This is a genomic window from Adlercreutzia aquisgranensis, from assembly GCF_943193145.1.
GTDB lineage: Bacteria > Actinomycetota > Coriobacteriia > Coriobacteriales > Eggerthellaceae > Xiamenia > Xiamenia aquisgranensis.
Window position 1 is genome coordinate 253,550 of the sequence record NZ_CALPDA010000001.1, and the last position, 19,277, is coordinate 272,826.

15 protein-coding genes are annotated in these 19,277 nt (G+C 63.9%); 11 read left to right on the plus strand and 4 right to left on the minus strand.

Translation table 11 applies throughout. From position 1 onward, the window contains the following. Positions 1 to 28 precede the first annotated feature (28 nt). Positions 29 to 1,063, minus strand: a complete 1,035-nt coding sequence (locus tag NFR41_RS00960; protein WP_251230324.1) for a VanZ family protein — start codon at positions 1,061 to 1,063, stop codon at positions 29 to 31. Between the two features lie 450 nt (positions 1,064 to 1,513). Here NFR41_RS00960 and NFR41_RS00965 point away from each other — a divergent pair, with 450 nt between their 5' ends. Beyond that, positions 1,514 to 2,053 (plus strand): GNAT family N-acetyltransferase, encoded by a 540-nt coding sequence (locus NFR41_RS00965; protein WP_160213354.1) that lies wholly within the window; start codon positions 1,514 to 1,516, stop codon positions 2,051 to 2,053. 2,589 nt (positions 2,054 to 4,642) lie between these two features. On the opposite strand, the gene NFR41_RS00970 is transcribed toward NFR41_RS00965, so the two are convergent. After that, complete coding sequence (locus NFR41_RS00970) at positions 4,643 to 5,776, minus strand: helix-turn-helix domain-containing protein (protein ID WP_251230325.1); 1,134 nt, start codon at positions 5,774 to 5,776, stop codon at positions 4,643 to 4,645. 251 nt (positions 5,777 to 6,027) lie between these two features. On the opposite strand from NFR41_RS00970, the gene NFR41_RS00975 reads away from it, so the two are divergent. Beyond that, positions 6,028 to 6,735 (plus strand): nitroreductase family protein, encoded by a 708-nt coding sequence (locus tag NFR41_RS00975; protein ID WP_251230326.1) that lies wholly within the window; start codon positions 6,028 to 6,030, stop codon positions 6,733 to 6,735. Positions 6,736 to 6,880: 145 nt separating this feature from the next. On the opposite strand, the gene NFR41_RS00980 is transcribed toward NFR41_RS00975, so the two are convergent. Next, positions 6,881 to 7,063 (minus strand): DUF6440 family protein, encoded by a 183-nt coding sequence (locus tag NFR41_RS00980; RefSeq protein WP_160213357.1) that lies wholly within the window; start codon positions 7,061 to 7,063, stop codon positions 6,881 to 6,883. Between the two features lie 891 nt (positions 7,064 to 7,954). Here NFR41_RS00980 and NFR41_RS00985 point away from each other — a divergent pair. The 5 genes from NFR41_RS00985 to NFR41_RS01005 all read left to right on the plus strand — a co-directional run bounded on the left by NFR41_RS00985 (position 7,955) and on the right by NFR41_RS01005 (position 14,166). Beyond that, positions 7,955 to 8,371, plus strand: coding sequence for a YjdF family protein (locus NFR41_RS00985; protein WP_160213358.1), 417 nt, complete (start codon positions 7,955 to 7,957; stop codon positions 8,369 to 8,371). A gap of 592 nt (positions 8,372 to 8,963) precedes the next feature. Continuing rightward, positions 8,964 to 9,659: a response regulator transcription factor gene (locus tag NFR41_RS00990; protein WP_251230327.1), complete on the plus strand. Its 696-nt coding sequence runs from the start codon at positions 8,964 to 8,966 to the stop codon at positions 9,657 to 9,659. Beyond that, positions 9,659 to 10,837 (plus strand): HAMP domain-containing sensor histidine kinase, encoded by a 1,179-nt coding sequence (locus NFR41_RS00995; RefSeq protein ID WP_251230328.1) that lies wholly within the window; start codon positions 9,659 to 9,661, stop codon positions 10,835 to 10,837. The genes NFR41_RS00990 and NFR41_RS00995 overlap by 1 nt, the downstream gene beginning before the upstream one ends. An 85-nt stretch (positions 10,838 to 10,922) precedes the next feature. Beyond that, on the plus strand, positions 10,923 to 11,702 hold the full coding sequence (locus tag NFR41_RS01000; RefSeq protein WP_251230329.1) for an ABC transporter ATP-binding protein: 780 nt from the start codon (positions 10,923 to 10,925) through the stop codon (positions 11,700 to 11,702). Between the two features lie 10 nt (positions 11,703 to 11,712). Next, complete coding sequence (locus tag NFR41_RS01005; protein WP_251230330.1) at positions 11,713 to 14,166, plus strand: ABC transporter permease; 2,454 nt, start codon at positions 11,713 to 11,715, stop codon at positions 14,164 to 14,166. A 152-nt stretch (positions 14,167 to 14,318) separates the two neighbouring features. Here NFR41_RS01005 and NFR41_RS01010 read toward each other — a convergent pair whose 3' ends face one another. Continuing rightward, a complete protein-coding gene (locus tag NFR41_RS01010; RefSeq protein ID WP_251230331.1) occupies positions 14,319 to 14,690 on the minus strand; it encodes a DMT family transporter in 372 nt (123 codons plus the stop codon). A 287-nt stretch (positions 14,691 to 14,977) separates the two neighbouring features. Here NFR41_RS01010 and NFR41_RS01015 point away from each other — a divergent pair, with 287 nt between their 5' ends. The 4 genes from NFR41_RS01015 (at position 14,978) to NFR41_RS01030 (ending at position 19,276) form a co-directional block, all read left to right on the plus strand. Further along, the gene (locus NFR41_RS01015) at positions 14,978 to 15,652 is read left to right on the plus strand and encodes a response regulator transcription factor (RefSeq protein WP_251230332.1); all 675 of its coding nucleotides are present in this window, start codon (positions 14,978 to 14,980) and stop codon (positions 15,650 to 15,652) included. Further along, positions 15,649 to 16,938: a HAMP domain-containing sensor histidine kinase gene (locus NFR41_RS01020; protein WP_251230333.1), complete on the plus strand. Its 1,290-nt coding sequence runs from the start codon at positions 15,649 to 15,651 to the stop codon at positions 16,936 to 16,938. The genes NFR41_RS01015 and NFR41_RS01020 overlap by 4 nt, the downstream gene beginning before the upstream one ends. Before the next feature lie 127 nt (positions 16,939 to 17,065). Continuing rightward, positions 17,066 to 18,100 (plus strand): hypothetical protein, encoded by a 1,035-nt coding sequence (locus NFR41_RS01025; RefSeq protein WP_251230334.1) that lies wholly within the window; start codon positions 17,066 to 17,068, stop codon positions 18,098 to 18,100. Between the two features lie 3 nt (positions 18,101 to 18,103). Further along, positions 18,104 to 19,276 carry a WD40 repeat domain-containing protein gene (locus NFR41_RS01030; RefSeq protein ID WP_251230335.1) on the plus strand — a complete coding sequence of 391 codons (1,173 nt, stop codon included), beginning with the start codon at positions 18,104 to 18,106 and terminating at the stop codon, positions 19,274 to 19,276. The last annotated feature ends 1 nt before the right edge of the window (position 19,277 follow it).

The window sequence follows — 19,277 nt, forward strand, 5'->3', positions numbered from 1 at the left end:
TCTGGCTGTTCGCAGGTTTGCGGCTGGCCTAGGGGATGTAGTCGTAGGGCATGCGGCGGGCGACGGCGTAGAAGATGAGCAGGAAGGGGAGCGCCAACCACGGGAGCGCCACCAGGGCCGCCAGCGTGAGGGTGCGCGCTGCGTAGAATGCCGCTCGCCAACCGGTGGTGCGCTCGTGACTTTCACAGGTCATATGCACGAAGGCACCACCCGGCGTGCTTCCGTGGTTCACCCAGGGCACTACGGTTTCCAGAACCAGGAACAGTATCGCCGGCGTCAGCAGAAGCGCCCAGGCGGTGAGGCTGGATGCGTCGCTGGAGTCGACAACGCGGATGGCCTCGGGCAACGAGGTGGCGGCTGTGAACAGCTGCACGGCCACGATGACCGACCACAGGACCACGGCGCCCGCGCCCGTCAGCATAAGGTCGATCCACAGGGCCACGCAGCGGCGCACGAAGCCGGGATGCCTGTCGGTTTCCACAGGCTTTGGCGCGTCGGGCAGCACCTGCCCCAGGGCCGCTGCCGCCAGCCACCCGATGCCGCCGCCGAGGGTGTTGGTGATCAGGTCGTCCACGTCGAAGCAGCGGTAAGCGTAAGGGTACATGCCGAATATGCCAGTGAGCTGGGCTGTTTCCACCAGAAGCGACACGGCGAAGGAGAGAAGCACCGTTGTGCCCAGCCGCAGGCGCAGCAACCGTTTGGCGATGAAGCCCAGGGGCATGAAGAACACCGTGTTGAACAGCAGCTCGAACACGGCTCGCAGGCCGTCCTCCTGGATGTTGCCGATGAGCCCGAGCGGGTTGAAATTGGGCTCGATGCCGTAGGTGATGCCCGGGCCGGAGGTGCCGTCGGGCAGCGGCCACAGGGTGAAGCAACCGATGCCCAGCAGGTAGAGCACCGCCAGGTAGGTGCCGACGACCGAGCTTGCCCGCAGCCGCCCGTCGCGATGGTAGAGGTAGGCCAGGATGGGCAGCGTCAGCAGCAGCGAGAAGGCGGGCCATAGGGCAAAGGCGGCCTTGACGTTGCCGCTGTAGTTCGACAGGAATCCGGTTACGGCGCCCATGGGTGCGTCTCCTTCGGTGGTTTCGGGGCGGTCGGTGGCTCATGGCTGTTGACCAGGGAGTATAGCGGCGTTTTTCGAAGATGAGGGCAATGTGACAACAGAGTAAGCCAACTGTTCGCTCCCAGTAAGGCGCCCTGTGAAGGGTGAGCCGCAGCCGCTGCCCGCCGTTCGTCTTTCCTTGCATCCTTGCCGCCTTTCGCTTGCTCTTCGCTCCGTCATGTTCTTCGCTGCGGGCTGGCAGCCCCTTCACCCGCCGCACTTCGTTTCGCGCCCTTTCACGTCTGCACGTTCTTCCGGGCGCGCACTTTCGCCCCCCTCGCAGCCGCTTGCGGTGCACGGCTTTCCCTTTCCGCCACGTTGCCGGCCGCATTAGGGTTTCTGTTACAATGGCGCTCATCTTTCGACGATGCGCGTGGGCTGGGCGCACTGTGCAGACGATGGGGGCTACAAGTGAGCGAAACGACTGTTGAACTGGGTATTCGTGACGACATAGACGAACTTTTGGCGCTTTACGAGACGGTGCAGCAGGCGGTGGCAGGCACCGACAACGATCCGCTGTGGAAGGTGGGCGTGCACCCGTGCCGTGCCCAGCTTGAGGCGGCTGCTGCGGGCGAGACGCTGTTCGTGCTGCGCAAGGACGGGCGCATAGCCGGCGCCATGGTGGCAGACGAGTCCATTACCCCCGGTTACGAGGCTGTTCCCTGGAACGTGCAGGCGGCGCCGGGCGAGTTCGCCACGGTGCACCTGTTCGCCATCCATCCCGATTTCCGAGGCCAGGGGCTTGCCCGGCCGTTTCTTCAGGCGGTGGAGAGAGCGGCTCGCGAGCGCGGGTACAAGGCCGTGCGGCTGGACACGCTGGTCACGAACCTGGGCGCCCAGCGCACCTACGAGCGCCTCGGCTACGCCAACATGGGCCGCCATCACCTGACCTACGGCACCTACATCGACACCGACGAGCCGCGCTTCGTCCTGTTCGAGAAAGCGCTGTAGTTTTTATCGAAGGCGCTGCTGCGTCTCCTGGCCGTTTTCGCCGTCTTCCTGCACTTTTGCCGGCTGCGCCCTTGCCGCCTGCGCCCCACCCATTGGCTGCCGAGCTCGAACCGCGGCTGTCTCGCCGTTCCATTTCCTGTCGTTTGCAGCGACGTCGCCTCCCCGCGTGTGCCCCCCTCTCTGGTGCGCCCCGCAGCCGCCCCCGGCGGCCGTTGCCTCTCTCGCCTCCGCCCGCCCTTGCCCCCAGCCGCCGTCGCCTCCCCGCGTGCCTCCGCTCGCCCTTGTCCCCGACGACCGTCGCCTCTCTCGCGTGCGCCTCCGCCCGCCATCGCCTCCCGCGTGTGCCCTCCTGGTGCGCCCCGCCCCCGGCGGCCGTTGTCTCTCTTGCCTCCGCCCGCCCTTGCCCCAGCCGCCGTCGCCTCTCGCGTGCGCCTCCGCCCGCCATCGCCTCCCGCGTGCGCCCCCCTGGTGCGCCCGGCAGCCGCCCCCGGCGACCATTGCCTCTCGCGTGGGCACATTCCCGGTGTGAAGCTATTGATTTTTGGACTTTCTGGTCACAAAAAAATGGACTTCTGACCTGCGATTTTCTGCAAATCACCTGGTCATATGAGCAAAAACGTCCGCCAAATAATCCGAAATTCAATAGCTTTATCATGCAAGAGAGGTGCAGAGGGCCGCAAGCGGCCGCGGGACGGTGCGGAGGGGCGCAAGCGACCGCGAGGTGGAGCGAAGGGGCGAGAGTAATCGCGAGGAAATACCGAAGAAGCGCAAGAAGTGGAGAAAATGTAAATCAAAGTTAACTTCGCAGAACAGCATTGACTCAGTCGGTGAGTTAGCTTAATCTAACAAATGTCAGCGGACGACAGTCGAGCAGGCAGCCAAACCGAAACTTGCTAGTGAGTGTCGAAGGCAAGCCGGCACGATCGGTACTCGGATGCAGCAGGGCGCCTCCTCTCCCTGGCTGCGAAAGGCCGAATCGCAAGTGCGACGCGCGTCCCGGACGTATTCCGATTTGCTGACCCGGCGGCGGTGGTTCTTCTCGTCTTACCAACCGTCGCACAGCATACCGGCGAGGGTTCTTTCCCCCTCTACCCTCGCCGGTCCCTTCTTTTGAATGAACCCTTCCGACCGAACATCTCGGGCTTTTGCGCGTTGCAAAATGTCGTGTGCAAGTGGTGTAGAGGGCCGTCCTCTGCGCCTGTTTTTTCCGCACGTCCCCCCGCATGCATTCCGTACGCGCCCCGCGCTCTCTATGCTGTCCCGCGCCGCCCTGCGCACGCGCGACGCTCATGTGCAGTATGGCGTATGCTCTGCGCCTGCCCCGCGCGTGCGCTGTCCGTGTGCCCCCTGTGCGCTCTCTGTGTCTGCCTGCGCTTCTTGTGCGCTCCCCGTGCATGGCCTGCGCGCGTCTCATCTTGTGCATGCCTCCCGATGCACGTGCCTCCTTCGTCCCCGCGCGTCCCCGTGCTGCTCTGTGCGTGCATCGTCCGTGCGCCCCTGCGTCCTCGCGCGTCTCCTGCACTGCCGCCTCTGCGCTGCTCTGCGCGCGCATCGTCCGTACACCCCTGCGCTCTCGCGCGTTTCCTACGCACGCCGCCTCTGCGCCACCCTGCGCTCCCGCGCCCTCTGCACATGTTCCATGCGCGCGTTCCCCGCGTACATGCCCCGTCGTTTCCGGCTGCGGCTTTTTGGCTGAAAATGACGGCTTTGCATAAGGAAAACGCTCCCTACATATGCAAAGCCGGAAAAACTAGCCTTTTGAAGATGCAAAACCGAAGATTTCAGCCACCGCCGATGCAAAAGCGGAAAAACCAACCAAAACGTCGCGCTCGGCCGCCAAATAGGAGGGCGGACGCGAGCACATAGGGAGGATGCGGCGGCTGAGGGCCGTCGCTATCGAACGCGAGACGGTTCTCCGAGGCGCAAAAGCATGGCGAGATGCGCCTCGCCGAAGTTGCCGTCGAACGCGGGGTCGAGCGGTTTTCTGAGGAGTCGCTATCGAGCGAGGGACGGCTCCCCTGCGCATTTCGCTGATTCGCCAAGGGGCGCCCGCTGTTGCCCGTGCCGTCTGCGGGCGGTCGTTTGGCGCACAGAACTGCCCCTCGGGCACCCCCGTCGGCGCGGGCGTCTGTAACCGATGACGGTTATGGCAACCGAAACGTGCCATAACCGTCATCGGTTACATGAAATCGTACATAACCGTCATCCGTTACAGCGGTTTTTGCCATAACCGTCATCGGTTACATTGGCAGGCCAGGAGGGTGATTTGCGGCTGCCGTTGGCTACGGTCGCGCGGATGCGCAGCACGGCGCGCGCAGCACGGGGCACACGGCACGGGGCGCGCAGCACGGGGCACACGGCACGGGGCGCGGCACAGGTGCACCCGGACGATGTGCAGGGAAATTTGTGCCGGGTGAGCAGGTACACAGCACGGGGCGTGCAGCATAGGAACGCAGGGATCGCACGGCATAGGTGCACACGGGGCGTGCAGCATAGGAGCGCGGGGATCGCACAGCATAAGTGCACAGGGGGCGTATAGCGCAGGAGTGCGGCGGCTTTCCGCATTGCTGCGGTCTCGCGCTGCCTCTCTCATGAGTAGCCGTAGCGTTTCCGCATGCCCCACAGCAGTCCTGCGGAAACGACGAAGGTGATCGCCTCGGCTATAGGCACGGCAACCCACACGCCGGTGACTCCCAGCATGCCCGGCAGCACCAGCAATGCGGCGGGGACCAGGCCGAAGGTACGCAGAAACGAGATGAGAGCCGAGGGCGCGCCGTTGGAAAGCGCGGTGAATGCCGCCGATGCGAATAGGTTCGTGCCCGCGAAGAGAAAGCTGGCGGAGAATAGGCGCAGGCCGTCGCTGGCCAGCTGATTGACCTCATGGCCTTCGGGGGCGAACAGGCAGGCAACGGCGGGCGCTCCTGCAAGCGACAGCAGGCTCGCTGCGACAGATGCCGCCCCGACGCACAGCAGGCACGAGCGGAACACGCGGCGAAGGGTCGTCCGGTTGCAGGCTCCGAAATTGAAGGCGATAACCGGGGCGCACCCCATGGAGAACCCGATGAAAATCGTCGAGACCATGAACTGCGCGTAGATGATCACCGTGACGGCCGCAACGCCATTCTCGCCAATGAGCTGCACCATCACGGTATTGAACATGAGCGTCGTCACCGCGGCCGCCGTTTGCCCCACCAGTTCCATCCACGAGGGAACATCGTCGGGCGAAGCGAAGCGCAGTCGGGTCGTCCGATCGGCTGGCGGCTGCGACGCGAACTCGTCCGCGAGCAGCGCCGGCAGCTGGAGCGGATAGAGCGCGCTTCCGCGGCGGAATCGGCACGGTGGCTGCTTGTAGCCGATCTTGAAGGCGCGGGTGAAGGCTTGCTGGCTGCCGAAACCGAATTCGATGGCGATGTCCACGATGCGTCGGTCGGTGAGGGCCAGCTGTCGCGCGGCTTCGGTCAGCCGCCTGCGCCAGATGTAGGCGGATGCGGTGATGCCGAGGGATTCGACGAAGCGGCGATGTAGGTGATATTTCGAGTAGTGGGACGCCTGCGCGATGACGTCCAAGGTCAGTGGTTCGCTCAGGTGCGCCTCGATGTACGCCACCGCCGCTTGCGGGCCCTGGAGGTTTCGAGTGCTTGCGCGCTGCACGATGCAGCGCCCCGTGGTGGTCTGGGCGCCCATCTGGCCCGGATTCGCCGCCGTGCGCGGATTGCTTGTCATTCCGTTTCACCTCCTCTCACAGCTTAGGCGTTTCGGTTGCGGCGGTTTTTACCCATGTTGCGGTTTTGACGCGGCATGCGGTGCGCGGGTGCGCGGGTGCGTGGCGTGCCAGCTAGCTGCCGTGGCAGCCGAGTGTCGCGAAATGCCAGCAAGGGTGCTGGCCGGCACAGCTTCGGCGTCAAGCGTTTGTGCGCGCTGGCCGGCTCTGCTACAGTGCAGCCCGACGACCAAGCTACGCCGAAGGAGACAGCATGGACATCGAGACGACCGATCCGACCGAGGCGCCGGAGGGCATGCCCGATCTGAGCGACGAGCGGCTGGCGGCCCAGATTCCGCTTCGCCATTCCGTCCGCAGCTTCACCGATAGGCGTATCGAAGGGCAGACGCGCGCGGCGCTTCAGCGCTTCGTCGACGAGTGCAACGAGCGCAGCGGTCTGTCGCTTGCGCTGTGCACCGACGAGCCCGGAGCGTTCTCCAGCCTGTTGGTTCGCTACGGCTTGTTCCGCAATGTGCGCAATTATATCGCCTGCATCGGTGCGCAGGATCAGGACCTGCAAGAGCGAGTCGGCTATTGGGGGGAGCGCTGCGTCTTGGCCGCGCAGGCGTTGGGGCTGAACAGCTGCTGGGTGGGGCTAACATACAGCAAGAAGAAGGTTGCTGTTCCTATTTCAGCTGGTCAGGAACTTGTTTGTGTTATTGCGCTCGGATACGGCACCATGGCGGGAAAGCCGCATAAGTCGAAGCGCGTCCTGCAGGTGGCGCCCGGGGTGGAGGGGAGCCCCGACTGGTTTCGCCGCGGCGTGGAAGCGGCGCTGCTGGCCCCTACGGCGGTGAACCAGCAGAAGTTCGCGATTTCGCTGGATGGCGACGAAGTGCGGTTCCAAAGCGAAGGCGGCGCCTACACGAAGGTCGACCTAGGCATAGTGAAAGCCCACTTCGAGCTGGGGGCGATGCGGTAGGGGGACGCAGACGCCCGGGCGCACCTGAGTGCATGCGGCGGTTCTCCGTACGCAGGTGCGGGTGGTTGCGCAGCGGATGCTCGTGCGCCCGCTTCGGGGAGCATCGTCTTGGTGCCCTCCCGAAGCGGGCGCACTCGGCGCTTTGCTAGGCGACGGGAGTCACGAGGGGCTTTCCGTCTTTGTCCACCAGCACGGTCAAGCCGCAGCCGCTTGTCATGGACGACGATGCCAAAAGGTAGTTGACCCCCGTTTCGGTATCCACGATCAGCTGACGCACGTTGATGACGCCCTCGGATTCCTGCACCATGAATCGCTCTTCCTTGGCCATTGCTTGTCCTTTCTCTCTTTTTGGGTACTGCATGGAAAGCGGCCAGGCAGCGAATGCGCTGCCGGTCGGCTCCCGAGGCGGCGGATATGATAGTCAAAGGATTATGGTTGTATCGCGTGAACAGGGAATCGCCGTTGTCGAAAGTCTTTGACAAGCGCCTCTGATCAGGCGATTCGCGAAACCCATGCCCCTTTGCGAGAGGGAGCCAAGGAAACGGAAGCCCTGGAAACGAAGGTCCTGGAAGCGGATAACCCAGGAAGCGGACGCCCCGGAAACGAAGGTTCCGGGAACGGAAGTGCTGGAGCACGGCGCAGAGAGGCTGGCTCCGTGTTAGTTTGCGCGCTTGTAACGGATGACGGTTATGGCACGTTTCGGTTGCCATAACCGTCATCCGTTACGCAAAATCGTACATAACCGTCGTCCGTTACAGTATTTTTTGCCACAACCGTCCTCCGTTACATCGCTGCCTTGGGAGGCGGAGGCAGCTTGCGGCTGCCATCGGCCGCATTATCGCCTTAGGAAGAGGCGGTGACTCGCGGCCGTCGTCGGTTGCGTCGCTACCCCAGGAGGCGGCTCGCGGCTGCCATCCGCTACATCGCTACCCCAGGAGGCGGGGCTGGCTCGCGGCTGCTGCCGGATGCGCCGGCGGGCCCGAATTCCACTTCGCCATCCGGGGCGGAGTGCGGCGGCGGCCATGTGTCGTGCGCTTTGCCCGCGTCTTTCGGGCCGGAAGCTTTTCGCCCCTTTCGCGGTATACTTGTCCCCGAAGGTAAAAACACGACCCCGTCGGGTAGTCGGGGTGCGGCCGCGTTCTTGCGGCGAGCCGTCAGTAACCTGCCTCCTTGGTTGTCCCTCCTTCAGGTTTGCCATCGACATAAAGGAGGAACAGCGATGAGCCTGTGCAAACTCACCGTGCGCTTCGAGGAGCCGTTCTGGATCGGCCTCATCGAGCGCGAGGACGGCGACAGCTACAGCGTGGCGAAGCACGTCTTCGGAGCGGAGCCCACGACACCCGAGGTGTTCGATTTCATTCGCGATCACTGGAACGACCTGCGCTTTACCCACGAGATTCAGGTCGAGGTTGGGGAATCCAAACGCATCAACCCCAAGAGGCTTCGCCGCATGATCGAGAAGGAGATGCAATCGGCTGTTGGGCGCGGAACCAAGGCGCAGCAGGCCCTCTCGGAACAGCGCGAGGCAGCGGCGGAGGCCCGCGCGGCGCTTTCCCGGCAGCAGAAGGAAGAGCGAAAGCGCGAACGGTTCGCCAAGCGAGCAGAGAAGCGCAAGAGGAAGCATCGTGGCCGCTAGCGGGCGAGGGCGAGCTGGCGGCGCTGGCGGGGGGGCGGCGCTGGCGCGGCGAGGGCGGACGGAGCAGCGACGGTCGGGCGGCGTAGCGGACGACGCTGAGTGGCGGACGGCTGCGTGCGGGGCGTTGGCGAGCGCGAGCGGGTGGTGCTGGGGCGGGCGGCTCTGGGGGCGAGTTGGTGGCGAGACCGCTATTGGTCGCTCAAATCCTATTCGCGCACCGGGTTTAGCTATAATGTGTGCGCAAGGGGACAGGCTGTTTCGGCCGCACAAGATGCGAGCTTTACTGGTGAGGCCAGGTCTATCGTGAACGGAAGGACCTGCTGTCCCGTATGCGGGGGCGGGCGTGAGCGAAAAGCGTGCAGCGCGATGCGCAAGAACGCTTCCATCCACCGAGGAGTGGGCTTCGCCCCCCATGCGAAAGCGGGGGCACTTGAAGGAGGAGCGTACTTTGTCCCCGCGCGAAACTCGGGGAGGCACCCGAAGGAGGAACTGCTTTGATAATGTCCAACAGCGGGGGAAATCTCGGGACCGCAACCGGCCTTGCCGTCGGCCTTTTTGCCAGCTTCCCCTGCGAAGGTGCGCGGGTGGCATCATGAAAAGGGTGCTGATCGTCGAGGACGAGCGCGAGCTGGCGCAGCTCATGGGCCGCGCGTTCGAGGCGGACGGCATCGCGGCCGTTATCGCCGGAAGCGCCGAGGAGGCGTACGACCTTCTGACCAGCGCCGTCTTCGACTGCCTGATGGTGGACGTGAACCTTCCGGGCGACGACGGCTACGCCCTCTGCCGCAACCTGCGCGAGCGCAGCGGGGTGCCCGTGGTGTTCGCCTCGGCGCGCATCGAGCCCGACGCGCGCATCCTCGCCCTGGAGGAAGGGGGCGACGCCTACCTCTCCAAGCCGTTCAGCCTGCGGGAAATGCTCGCCCAGGCGAAGGCGCTCATGATGCGGCCCGAGCGGAAGACCGGCGCCGATGAGGCCGTGCTCTCCGCCGGTCCGTTTCAGCTTGATGGCAGGGCCAAGACCATTCGCAAAGACGGTCGGCTGATCGCCCTGTCGCCCCGGGAATTCCAGCTCGCGTCGGCCCTCATGGGCAGCGCCGGCCAAAGCCTCAGCCGCGACGCCCTTCTGGCAAGGGTTTGGGGCGCCTTTGCCGAGGTGGAGCCGCAGACGGTCTCCGTCCACATGAGCTGGCTTCGCGCCAAACTTGAGGACGACCCGGCTCACCCCGTTTACTTCAAGACCGTTCGCGGCGAGGGCTATCGCTTCGATCTTCCCGAGGGCGATCGCTGATGGCGAAGCAGGGAGAACGCCTGACGAAGCGGCTTGCCGGCGCGGCCCTGGCCTCTGCGCTTGCCGTCGTTGTTGCGGCTGCTTTGGGCATCGCGGTTGTCGCCAACGGCGGCGAGGATGCGCTGCGAAGCCAAGTGGTCGAACTCAACGACGTCCGGCAGGAAATCGCGGAAACTGCGCCCGACGGCCGCGACGGTTCCCTGCAGGTGGCCGACCAAGCGCTCGCAAGCGCCCAAGATGCGCTGCGGGATGCCGCCGAATCTCGCAACGACGCGGCGGCCGGCGCCGTGGCGCTCACCGCGCTCGTCTCCGTTGCAGCCCTCGCGTTTTTGGCCATCTACCTGCACCGCGCGGTGGCGCGACCTTTCACGCGGCTGGAGGGCTTCGCCGAGGAAGTGGCATCCGGCAACCTGGATGCGCCGCTTGCCTATGAGCGGTCCAACCCCTTCGGCAAGTTCACCTGGGCGTTCGATCACCTTCGCAAGGAACTCGACCGCGCTCGGAAGGACGAGGAACGCGCGAGGGAAGACCACAAGGCCGCGCTCGCCTCGCTCTCCCACGACCTGCGCACCCCGCTCGCGTCCCTTAGGGCCTATGCGGAGGCCCTGGACATGGGGCTGGTGAACTCGGAGGAGGAGCGAGCGGAATACGAGCGCGCCATCATCCGAAAATGCGACGAGGCCTCATCTCTGGTGGAGGACCTGTTCCAGCATGCGCTCTCGGACATGGATCGCATCGCGGTGGCCTGCGAGCCCGTGCAGGCGGCCCCCATCGTGAGGCGCTGCGCCAGCGACTCATCTGGCCTGGCCCAGATTTCCTGCCTGCGCGTGGACGATGCCCGCGTGGATGCCGACGAGGCGCGGCTCGCTCAGGCCATCGACAACCTCATCGGCAACGCCATCAAGTACGCACGCGGTTCGGCCATCGATATCCAGGCCACGGCCGAGAACGGGCTGTACACGATAGCGGTGCGCGATTACGGGCCGGGCATGCCGCCTGAGGACCTGCCGTTTGCCACCGAGCGCTTCTATCGGGGCGCGAACGCGTCGGACAAGCCGGGTTCGGGGCTGGGGCTCTACATCTCGTCCTATCTGGCAGAACGCATGGGCGGCCGCCTGCACCTGGTCAATACCCACCCGGGGCTCAAGGCCACCATAGAGCTTCCCCTTTTGCCCTGAGCCGCAAGCGCTGTGCGCCTTAATGATTCCTTAATGGCCGGCTCTCTATGATGGGGCCGACGGCGCACAAGGGAAAGGACCAACCATGCGCGAAACCATACTCTCGACGCGAAAACTGTCGAAGACCTACGTAGCAGACGGCGTGCAGGCCCACGTTTTGGGAAGCGTCGGCCTTGAGCTCTACAAAGGGGATTTCACCTCGATTATGGGCCCTTCGGGCTCGGGAAAGTCCACGCTGCTCTACTGCCTCTCGGGCATGGATGCCCCCACTTCAGGCGAGGTCATCTTCGAAGGGGAGGACATCGCCCGCCTTGGGCAGGGCCGGCTCTCCGAGCTGAGGGCGCAGCGTTTCGGGTTCGTCTTTCAAGCGGCGAACCTCGTGAGCAACCTCACCCTGTACGAGAACATCGCCGTGCCCGGCTATCTGAAGCGGGGGCGCAGCGCCTCTGCGACGAGGCGCGCCACCGACGAGCTGATCGCGCGCATGGGGCTTTCCGAGGTCGCCTCGCACCTTCCCAGCCAGGCGTCCGGCGGCCAGAAGCAGCGCTGCGCTGTGGCCCGCGCGGTGGTGAACGAGCCGGCCATCGTGTTCGCTGACGAGCCCACCGGCGCCCTCAACCGAGCGAACAGCCTGGAGGTGCTCGACCTTCTGGGCGAGCTCAACCGCGACGGCATCAGCATCCTCATGGTGACCCACGATGTGCGCAGCGCCGTCCGCGGCAACCGCGTGCTCTACTTCGAGGACGGCGGCATCCGCGGTGAGCTGGAGCTGGCGCCTTGGGATCCGGCGCTCTCCGGCGACGAAGCCTACGTTCGCGAGCGCGAGGCCATGGCAAGCGCCTGGCTTGCGTCGCTTTCCTGGTAGGGGGTGTGCCATGGAACCGTTGCGCACGCTTGTGCTCGCAGGGTTGCGCAAGGACAAAGGGACGTTCGTCGGCCTCGCACTGCTTTTGTTTCTCGCCTCTCTTGCGCTGACGCTGATCACCAGCCTTTTCGTTGATCTTTCCGCGCGCGAGGAGGCCTTGCTCGACCAGGTTGCGGCGGGGGATGTTTTCGCCAATGACCTGGTCTCGAACCTCACCGACGAGGACGTTCAAGAGATAGAAGCGCTTCCCGAAGTGAAGGAGGTGAAGGTGACGGAAGCCTTCACGGCTCCGACCCGTGTCGAGGACGCTCAAGGAAACGAGATTGTTAAAAGCTCGCCGCCATTGGTGAACGTCTACGAAGCTTGGGGCTCATCCCTTGAATTCAATATTATCACCGACGACCTCTCGTCGTATCACCGCGATCGAAAGGGGCCGGCGGATGGCGAGGCCTACGTTCGCGTTGCGGAGCGCACCCTGCGCAATGTGCAGGTAGGCGATTTCATCGTACTTGACATCGGCGGGCGGGAGACCTCTCTGCGCGTCGCGGGATTCTATGAAGATCCGCAGCTGGGGACGCCCTTCATGGAGATGAAGCGCTACCTGCTGTCCTCCGGCACCTTCGATGAGCTGTTGGCGGAAATTGAGGAGACGGCCGCATCCGACGTGGGAGTTGCCAGCGGTGCCACGTCCGCGGAGAAGGCGGCGTACCCCATCAGGGAGATCAACGTGATGCTGACGCCCGAGGCGCGCTCCCAGGGCATCGATGGGCATGACCTGACGCAGCTGATCGACGACAAGACTTCGTGGGGCGAATCCCCGCACACGCTCTTCTCCCGGCAGACCCTCGCCGGCTACAGCCTTCTGGTGGTGCAGGTCATCACCGCGGTGCTCGCCGTGTTCTCGCTTATCCTGTTCGTGGTAGCCCTCATCCTGTGCCTGCACACGGCGTCCTCGAGCATACAGAGCGGCTATGCCGACTGGGGCGTTCTGAAAGGGGTGGGGCTTCCGCACAATGCGCTCCGTAGGGCCCTCGTCATGCAGTATGCGTTCGCCGCACTCATTGGCCTCGTCCTCGGCTTCGTCGCGGGCTGCCTTCTGGAGCCGCTCTTCTGGCCGGTGTTCTTGCTCATCACGGGAATCCTCGTAGTTGAGGCGTCCTTTCCTTGGATGGGCCTTTGCTGCTGCGCCGCCCTGTTGGCGGCCCTCGTGGTATGCGTTGCCGTAATGACCCGCAAGATAGGGCGCATCACGCCTTTGGCGGCACTCCGGCAAGGCGATGGCGACATCCGCTTCTCGCCACGCGGGGCGAGCGCGATATCGGGCAGCTGCTTGAGGGCATCGCTGGCATGGCGCGCAATCGTATCTGAGAAGGGGCGCTATGCGAGCATCGGCATCTGCTCGCTGCTGCTGTGCGCCTTCGTCACGCTGAGCTTTGGGATCGGCGGCGCAGTTGCCGGCAATGACGCGGTGTACAAGGCCTTCGGCGTGTGGAAGAGCGACGGCTCGGTTCGCTTCGACGGGCAGGAGGTGAGCCTTGACGAGGTTCGCGAGACCATAGAGAGCGTCTCTCCTATCACGCGCGAGTGGGAAGAGAGCGTAGCGGTGCTCAACCTAAACGGCGAGGCGTGCACTTTCGCCGGGGTTTCCGATACGGATGTTGTGGAAGAGGCGTCCATCGTCTCGGGACGCGCGCCAAAGCACGCCAATGAGGCGCTTGTGGGATTGAGCCTTGCCCGCGCCAAGGGGCTCTCGGTGGGCGATGAGCTGCAGGTGGAGAAGGGCAACGGCGAGGAGCGAACCTATATCGTGAGCGGGCTGCTCTCGTCGGTGTTCAATGGCGGCAACAGCGTCGTTCTCACCTATGAGGGGCTTCAGGAGCTGGTGGAGCTGAAGCCGGAATCGGAAGCCTCTGGCATTTCGCGCCAATATCAGCTGGCCGATCCCGACAAGATCGACGAGGTGGTAGAGGCGCTTGCAAGCCGATTCGGGGATAGCGTTGACACCGAATTGACCGGGCTGTTCGAATCGGCCTCGAACTTGCTCCCGCTCGTCAGGGACATGATGACGATTATGGGCTATGTCATGTCCGCCTTCGCGCTGGTTCTTGCCTGCGTTGCCGTGATGCTGGTCAGCAGGCGAACGCTCCTCTCCGAGCGCCGAGATATGGGCGTCTATCGCGCTATGGGATTCACGGTGGCCTCATTGCGCGCCTCGTTCGCGCTGCGCTTTCTCGGCGTGTCGGCGGTAGGTGCCCTGGCGGGGTCGGCTCTTACGATGGCAGCTGGGGGCGCTCTGATCAGCTCGCTGTTCGGCCTGTTCGGCGTCGGCGCGTTCAGCCTCGCGCTGCCTGTTTGGGAGGCGCTCGCCATCAGCGCGGCCTTCGCCCTCGCCTTCGCCCTTTCGGCCTTCGGAATGTCAAGGAGAATCAAAGACGTTAGCGTCCGCGAGCTCGTTGTGGAGTAACGTCCGCCGAGTTCGGGGAAATCACCGGCGGCACCTGGGTAGACGTCTGCAAGCTTCCCGCATAACGGAGCCGTTTGCGGCGGGAGCCAGGTGCCTTAGCCGGGCCTCTTCCGAACGCGAGACAAGCCGGAACGGCTTCGTGCACGCAGGGCCTAGTCGCGCTGTGGGCTGATCTGCTCTACGGCGGCCTGCTTGTCGGCGAGTGCGAAGCCGCGCGCCAGCTCCGCGATGCCGGCTATGATGAGCGCCATCCCGACTCCTAGCAGCCAGTTGAACGGATCGCCCCACAAAACCATGCCGATAACGGCCGTCGCCACGGTTCCGATGCCTCCCCAGAGCCCGTAGGTAAGCCCGATGGGAAGCCTCATCAGTACACGGGAAAGCATGAGGAACGAGGCCGCATACGCGACGATGGTGGCCAGAGCCCAAAGCGCATTCTCATCGAGCAGTCGTCTCGCCGCGATGCGCAGAAGAGGTAGAAGGCCAGCAGGGTGCCGAACGGCACGACCTCCAAGAAGACCCATATAGGCATCGCTTCGCTGTAGTGCGCTATGAGCGCCCCCGTGTACTCGCCGGCGGAGCCGAGCTTGCCGATGCGACCCTTGAGGTTCCGCTCGATGCTCGCGCGATAGCCTTTCACTTGCGACTGCATGAAGTCCGCGAGGAAAAATGGGACCAACGCTGTGGACATTGGGCGAATCACGTTAATGGACCATCGGGCGACGCCCGTGGCTTTGCCGCGGAGGACTGCTTGGGCTTGACAGTTTTTTGACTTTTCCGTCTTATGATTCCCAGGATTGGAGGCAACAGCATGACCCAAAAGATTCTCGTGGTTGATGACGAGCCCATGCTCACCGACCTGCTGGACGCGCACCTGACCCAGCGCGGATATTTGGTTTGCAAGGCTAACAACGCAGAAGAGGCCCTGGCGAAGCTGGGTTTGAAGCCCGATCTTATCTTGCTGGACATCGGCATGCCGGGGACAGACGGGCTGCAGCTGTGCCAGACTATCAGGAGCCATGTAGGCTGCCCTATTTTGTTTCTTACGGCACGTATCGCCGAGCAGGACAAGGTTGACGGCCTTGCAGTCGGCGGGGACGACTACATCACGAAGCCCTTCAGCCTGCGAGAGCTGACGGCGCGCATCGAAGCGCACCTGCGCCGGGAGGCCCGGGGACGCCAAACATCGGAAGTGGTGGCCGCGCAGGGCCTCCTCATCAATCGGTCCCAGCGGAAGGTGTTCTTCGGGGATCGGGAAATAGCCTTCTCGAAGCGGGAGTTCGACATCTTGGTTCTCCTGGCGTCCCACCCCAACCAGGTTTTCGACCGCGAGCGCATTTACGCGGCGGTATGGGGTATCGACGGCCAAGGGGATGCCGGCGTCGTCAAAGAGCACGTGCGCAAAATACGCCAGAAGCTCTCGGAGGCCTGCGGCAACGAGCCCCTTGAAACGGTCTGGGGAATGGGGTACCGGTGGAAGGCATGAAGAAGAAGTCGCTCAAAGGCGAGTTCGCCCGCACCGTGGCGGTGACCATGCTCGCCGTTGCTCTGGCCAGTGGCCTCGCGATCTTCGGCTGCAGCCAGCTGCAGAAATCCATTCTGCCGGATTCCAACGAGGCGTGGCTCACCCAGAGGATCACTGCCGCCGACGGCACGGTCTCGGAAGCGACCACCCGAGTTGAGATCGGCGGACAGGCGCAGTCGCTCGGCCGTCTTGTCCAGGACGGCGCGGAAGGCGATCCCGGCCAAACGGCGAGTTACGCCATCGAGCGCATAGACTCTAGCTTCTCGATGCTCACGGATAAGGCGAAAGCCGCCTACCGCGCCTCGCAGGTGGCCATGGTCGGCCTGCCGCTCCTCTTCACCGTCCTCGGCATCGCCCTGGCGGGGCAATGGTTCTATCGGAAGAAGCTGGAGCCTCCCATCCGCGCGCTCGCCGACGCGACCACCCACGTCCGCCGCCAAGACCTCGACTTTCGGGTGCGCTGCGCTTCCGCCGACGAGCTGGGCCAGCTCTGCATTGCCTTCGAGAGCATGCGTCAGGCCCTCGTCGACAACAACCGCCTTCTGTGGGACATGCTGGAAGAGCGCCGAGCCCTCCAGGCGTCCGTGGCCCACGATCTGCGCAACCCTATCGCCATCATGGGAGGCTATGTGGAGCACTTGCAAGAAAGCCGCAAGGCGGGCCTCCTGACCGATGAGGAACTAGACCGGGCGCTTGTCAACCTGGAATCCGCCGCCGACCGCATGGGGCGCTACACCGAAGCCATGCGCGAGGTGGGAGCCATCGAGGAGGTGGAGGTTTGCCTTAAAGAGGTAAGCCTTCCGGGGTTTCTGGAGGGGCTGGGCGATTCTCTAGCCGTGCTGTGCCGCGGCAGTTCCGCGCAGCTGACCTGCCGCATCTCCGTGCCGGAGCGCACAGCTGTCTTCGACGGCGAGCTTCTGTACCGCATTCTCGAAAACCTCGTGGGCAACGCCCAACGCTTCGCCCGCCGCGAGATCGTCCTTGAGTTCCACCTGGAAGGGGAATTGCTAGCAGCCACGGTAACCGACGACGGACCCGGCTTCTCAGAGACAGCGCTCCGAAAGAGGGACGCCCTGTTCTTCACCGAGGATGCTTCCGGCGGCCATTTGGGGCTGGGGCTTGCCATGAGCCGGATATTCTGCAGGAAGCTGGGAGGATTCTTGGAGCTGTCGAACGGCGATACGGGCGCCTGCGCAAAGGCGCTGATTGCTGTCAATCGCCCCCAGGGAAGCGTTGAGAAAAGCTAGCGCAAAATCGCCGCCGTCGATTTTCACCAGCGCCTCTTCAGCATCTCTGAATTTTTTTTTTCGCCGCTTGACCGGTTTTTGACTTTTGCGCCCTAGGCTGGAGCAGAAGATGCAAAGGAGGTCCTGTATGCGAATGAAGCCTATTTTGGCCATGCTGCTGGGGGCGGCTCTTCTGCCTATCTCCGCCTGCAGCGGTTGCGACATTCCGGAAGAAGTTCCCGTACCTGCGCAAAGCGATGCGCCGAACCCCTTCGAGGAAGCCCAGGACGACGCAAGCCTTATGGCCACGCTCAGCCACGAGGCCGCCAATCCGCCCCTGTCCGACAGCGGTGAGCGGGAGCCGTTTCCCTACGATGGCGGAGAGTTTCGCCTGGACTATCGCTTTTCTGTCAGCGGAGACCTGGAAAGTGTAGGGTTTCTCCTGTTCTTGGACGGGAAACCCCAGCCCTACCGTATCGACGGCCAATCGTCCGATTATTCCTTTTGCCATGCATTCGATGCGGCAGAGGATCAAGACGTTGCCTTCCTCTTCGAGCCGGTGGCCGGGCACGGCGGCGACACGCTGAACCTGACTATCGTCAGCATCACGAACCCCGACTTCCAGCCGGACATGGAAAGCACGTCCAGCTACGGGTGGTATCACAATGCGCTTTCCGCCAGTGTGGAGATGCGCTTCAACGCCGACCCCCCTTCGTCCGCCACCACAGCGCCGAACCCGGTGGAGGCTCTTTCCTCCTGCAGCGTGCACGAGGAAAAGGTCACGTCCCAATACCTGGAGAACGACCTGGCCCAGGCGGGATGGCCGGATATAACCATGGACACGCTGGACGACGGAACCTATTACACGCTCACCCTCGATGGCGACACGGTGTTCGACAACCTTCCCGTTACCGAGCCGGTAGCCGTGCGTTTCACCCTGTGCGGCACTCCCGGCGCGCGTTACCACATCTCCTTTTTCCTCGATCACCAGCCGATGGCGATGAGCGGAGAGGCATCGAGCGCCGTAGAGCTGAGCAAGGGGGGCGTGGCCGTGGTGGAGGGCGTCATCGACCCGTCCCTGTTAGGGAAGCTCAGCACGTTCTACTGCGTGGCGGTGCCTGCCGACAGCGCGGGCACGCCCTTCTTCAAAACCAACTCGATACTGCTCTTCCAGGAGGCCTAGATCATGAGAAAAGCACTTTGCGCCGCATTGGCCCTGTCGCTGCTTGTCCTGGGAGCCTGCAGCGCCCCGGCACCAACGGACAACTCCGAAAAAGCGGCGCCGGAGACACCGGCCGCCCCGCTGCCGGCTTCCGATGTCATGAAGAACGATGACCCCTCCCAAACGTCAGGTTTCTTCGCTTTCGACAGCGCTTTTTTCCAGGGAAAGCTGACGGGCTGTTCCTATGCCCAGGCGGGCACGTTGCTCGTCTGCGCTGATGAGCTGTACCTCTACGATACCGCCTCCGGCACGGTGCTGGCCCATTGCCCGGCTCCGGCGCCGATGCGAGACTTCGGCGCAGCACCGTTCAAAGACGGCATCGTTCTCACGGTTATGGGCGATGCGGGGGCGGTCGCGTACATCTACGACAGAGAGTTGAAGTTGGAAGAAACTCTGGCGCTGGAAGAGCTTCTGTCCGGTGATCCGGTGGTCGATCCCGGCTGCGTGGCGGCGTCGAGCGACGGAAGGCGGCTGGCCATCGCGGGCCTTAGCGCCCTCTACCTTTACGACCGTCCGGCCGGCCAGCTGACCACCCTGCTCGACACTGCCCAAGGTGCCGGCGGCGCCAGCTGCATGGCGACCTCGCTGAACGGCGCCGCATTCACCCCCGACGACGACCGTGTGGCCTTTTTCGGCGACGGCTTTTCCGCCGAAAGCGGAAAGAGCGAGGACAGCGCGCCGGTATGGGGAACTATAGGCATCGACGGCAGCGAGCTTGAGCTTGATTGGCTGGAATCGGAGGGCGTGGAGGAAATGCTGCGAGCCGACGGCCAGCTGTTCTTTCCCCCCGCGATTTCCCATGTCGACGGGAGTCTTCCCTGGGTCGATGCGGTAAGCGGCGCCGCGCATCGGCTCGCCTTTTCCGCGAGCGACGAGGGAGGGGACGGCATCTACGTGTCCGAACAGGGAAAATATGCCGCCACCGCCGAACTGGGCGACGTGCTCACCGTGCGGGTCTATGCCGTTGACTCCGGCGAGCTTCTGGCCACCGAGACCATCGAGGTGGACGACTCCCTCTATGTGGGGCGGATTCCCCAGGTGATCCTTCTAGATGATGCGCAGGCCGCCATCGTGCTTCTGGGCTGCGGCATAGAGGAAATCGACACGGTAGTCGCCACGTTCAGCTTTGGAGCCTAGC

Bases quoted from the DNA above. Each gene is read 5' to 3' on its own strand.
- NFR41_RS01010 (WP_251230331.1), bottom strand. From the start codon at position 14,690: ATGGGTCTTCTTGGAGGTCGTGCCGTTCGGCACCCTGCTGGCCTTCTA.
- NFR41_RS01000 (WP_251230329.1), top strand. From the start codon at position 10,923: ATGCGCGAAACCATACTCTCGACGCGAAAACTGTCGAAGACCTACGTA.
- NFR41_RS00985 (WP_160213358.1), top strand. From the start codon at position 7,955: ATGAGCCTGTGCAAACTCACCGTGCGCTTCGAGGAGCCGTTCTGGATC.
- NFR41_RS00995 (WP_251230328.1), top strand. From the start codon at position 9,659: ATGGCGAAGCAGGGAGAACGCCTGACGAAGCGGCTTGCCGGCGCGGCC.
- NFR41_RS01015 (WP_251230332.1), top strand. From the start codon at position 14,978: ATGACCCAAAAGATTCTCGTGGTTGATGACGAGCCCATGCTCACCGAC.
- NFR41_RS01005 (WP_251230330.1), top strand. From the start codon at position 11,713: ATGGAACCGTTGCGCACGCTTGTGCTCGCAGGGTTGCGCAAGGACAAA.
- NFR41_RS00975 (WP_251230326.1), top strand. From the start codon at position 6,028: ATGGACATCGAGACGACCGATCCGACCGAGGCGCCGGAGGGCATGCCC.
- NFR41_RS01025 (WP_251230334.1), top strand. From the start codon at position 17,066: ATGCGAATGAAGCCTATTTTGGCCATGCTGCTGGGGGCGGCTCTTCTG.
- NFR41_RS00960 (WP_251230324.1), bottom strand. From the start codon at position 1,063: ATGGGCGCCGTAACCGGATTCCTGTCGAACTACAGCGGCAACGTCAAG.
- NFR41_RS01030 (WP_251230335.1), top strand. From the start codon at position 18,104: ATGAGAAAAGCACTTTGCGCCGCATTGGCCCTGTCGCTGCTTGTCCTG.
- NFR41_RS00970 (WP_251230325.1), bottom strand. From the start codon at position 5,776: ATGACAAGCAATCCGCGCACGGCGGCGAATCCGGGCCAGATGGGCGCC.
- NFR41_RS00990 (WP_251230327.1), top strand. From the start codon at position 8,964: ATGAAAAGGGTGCTGATCGTCGAGGACGAGCGCGAGCTGGCGCAGCTC.
- NFR41_RS01020 (WP_251230333.1), top strand. From the start codon at position 15,649: ATGAAGAAGAAGTCGCTCAAAGGCGAGTTCGCCCGCACCGTGGCGGTG.
- NFR41_RS00980 (WP_160213357.1), bottom strand. From the start codon at position 7,063: ATGGCCAAGGAAGAGCGATTCATGGTGCAGGAATCCGAGGGCGTCATC.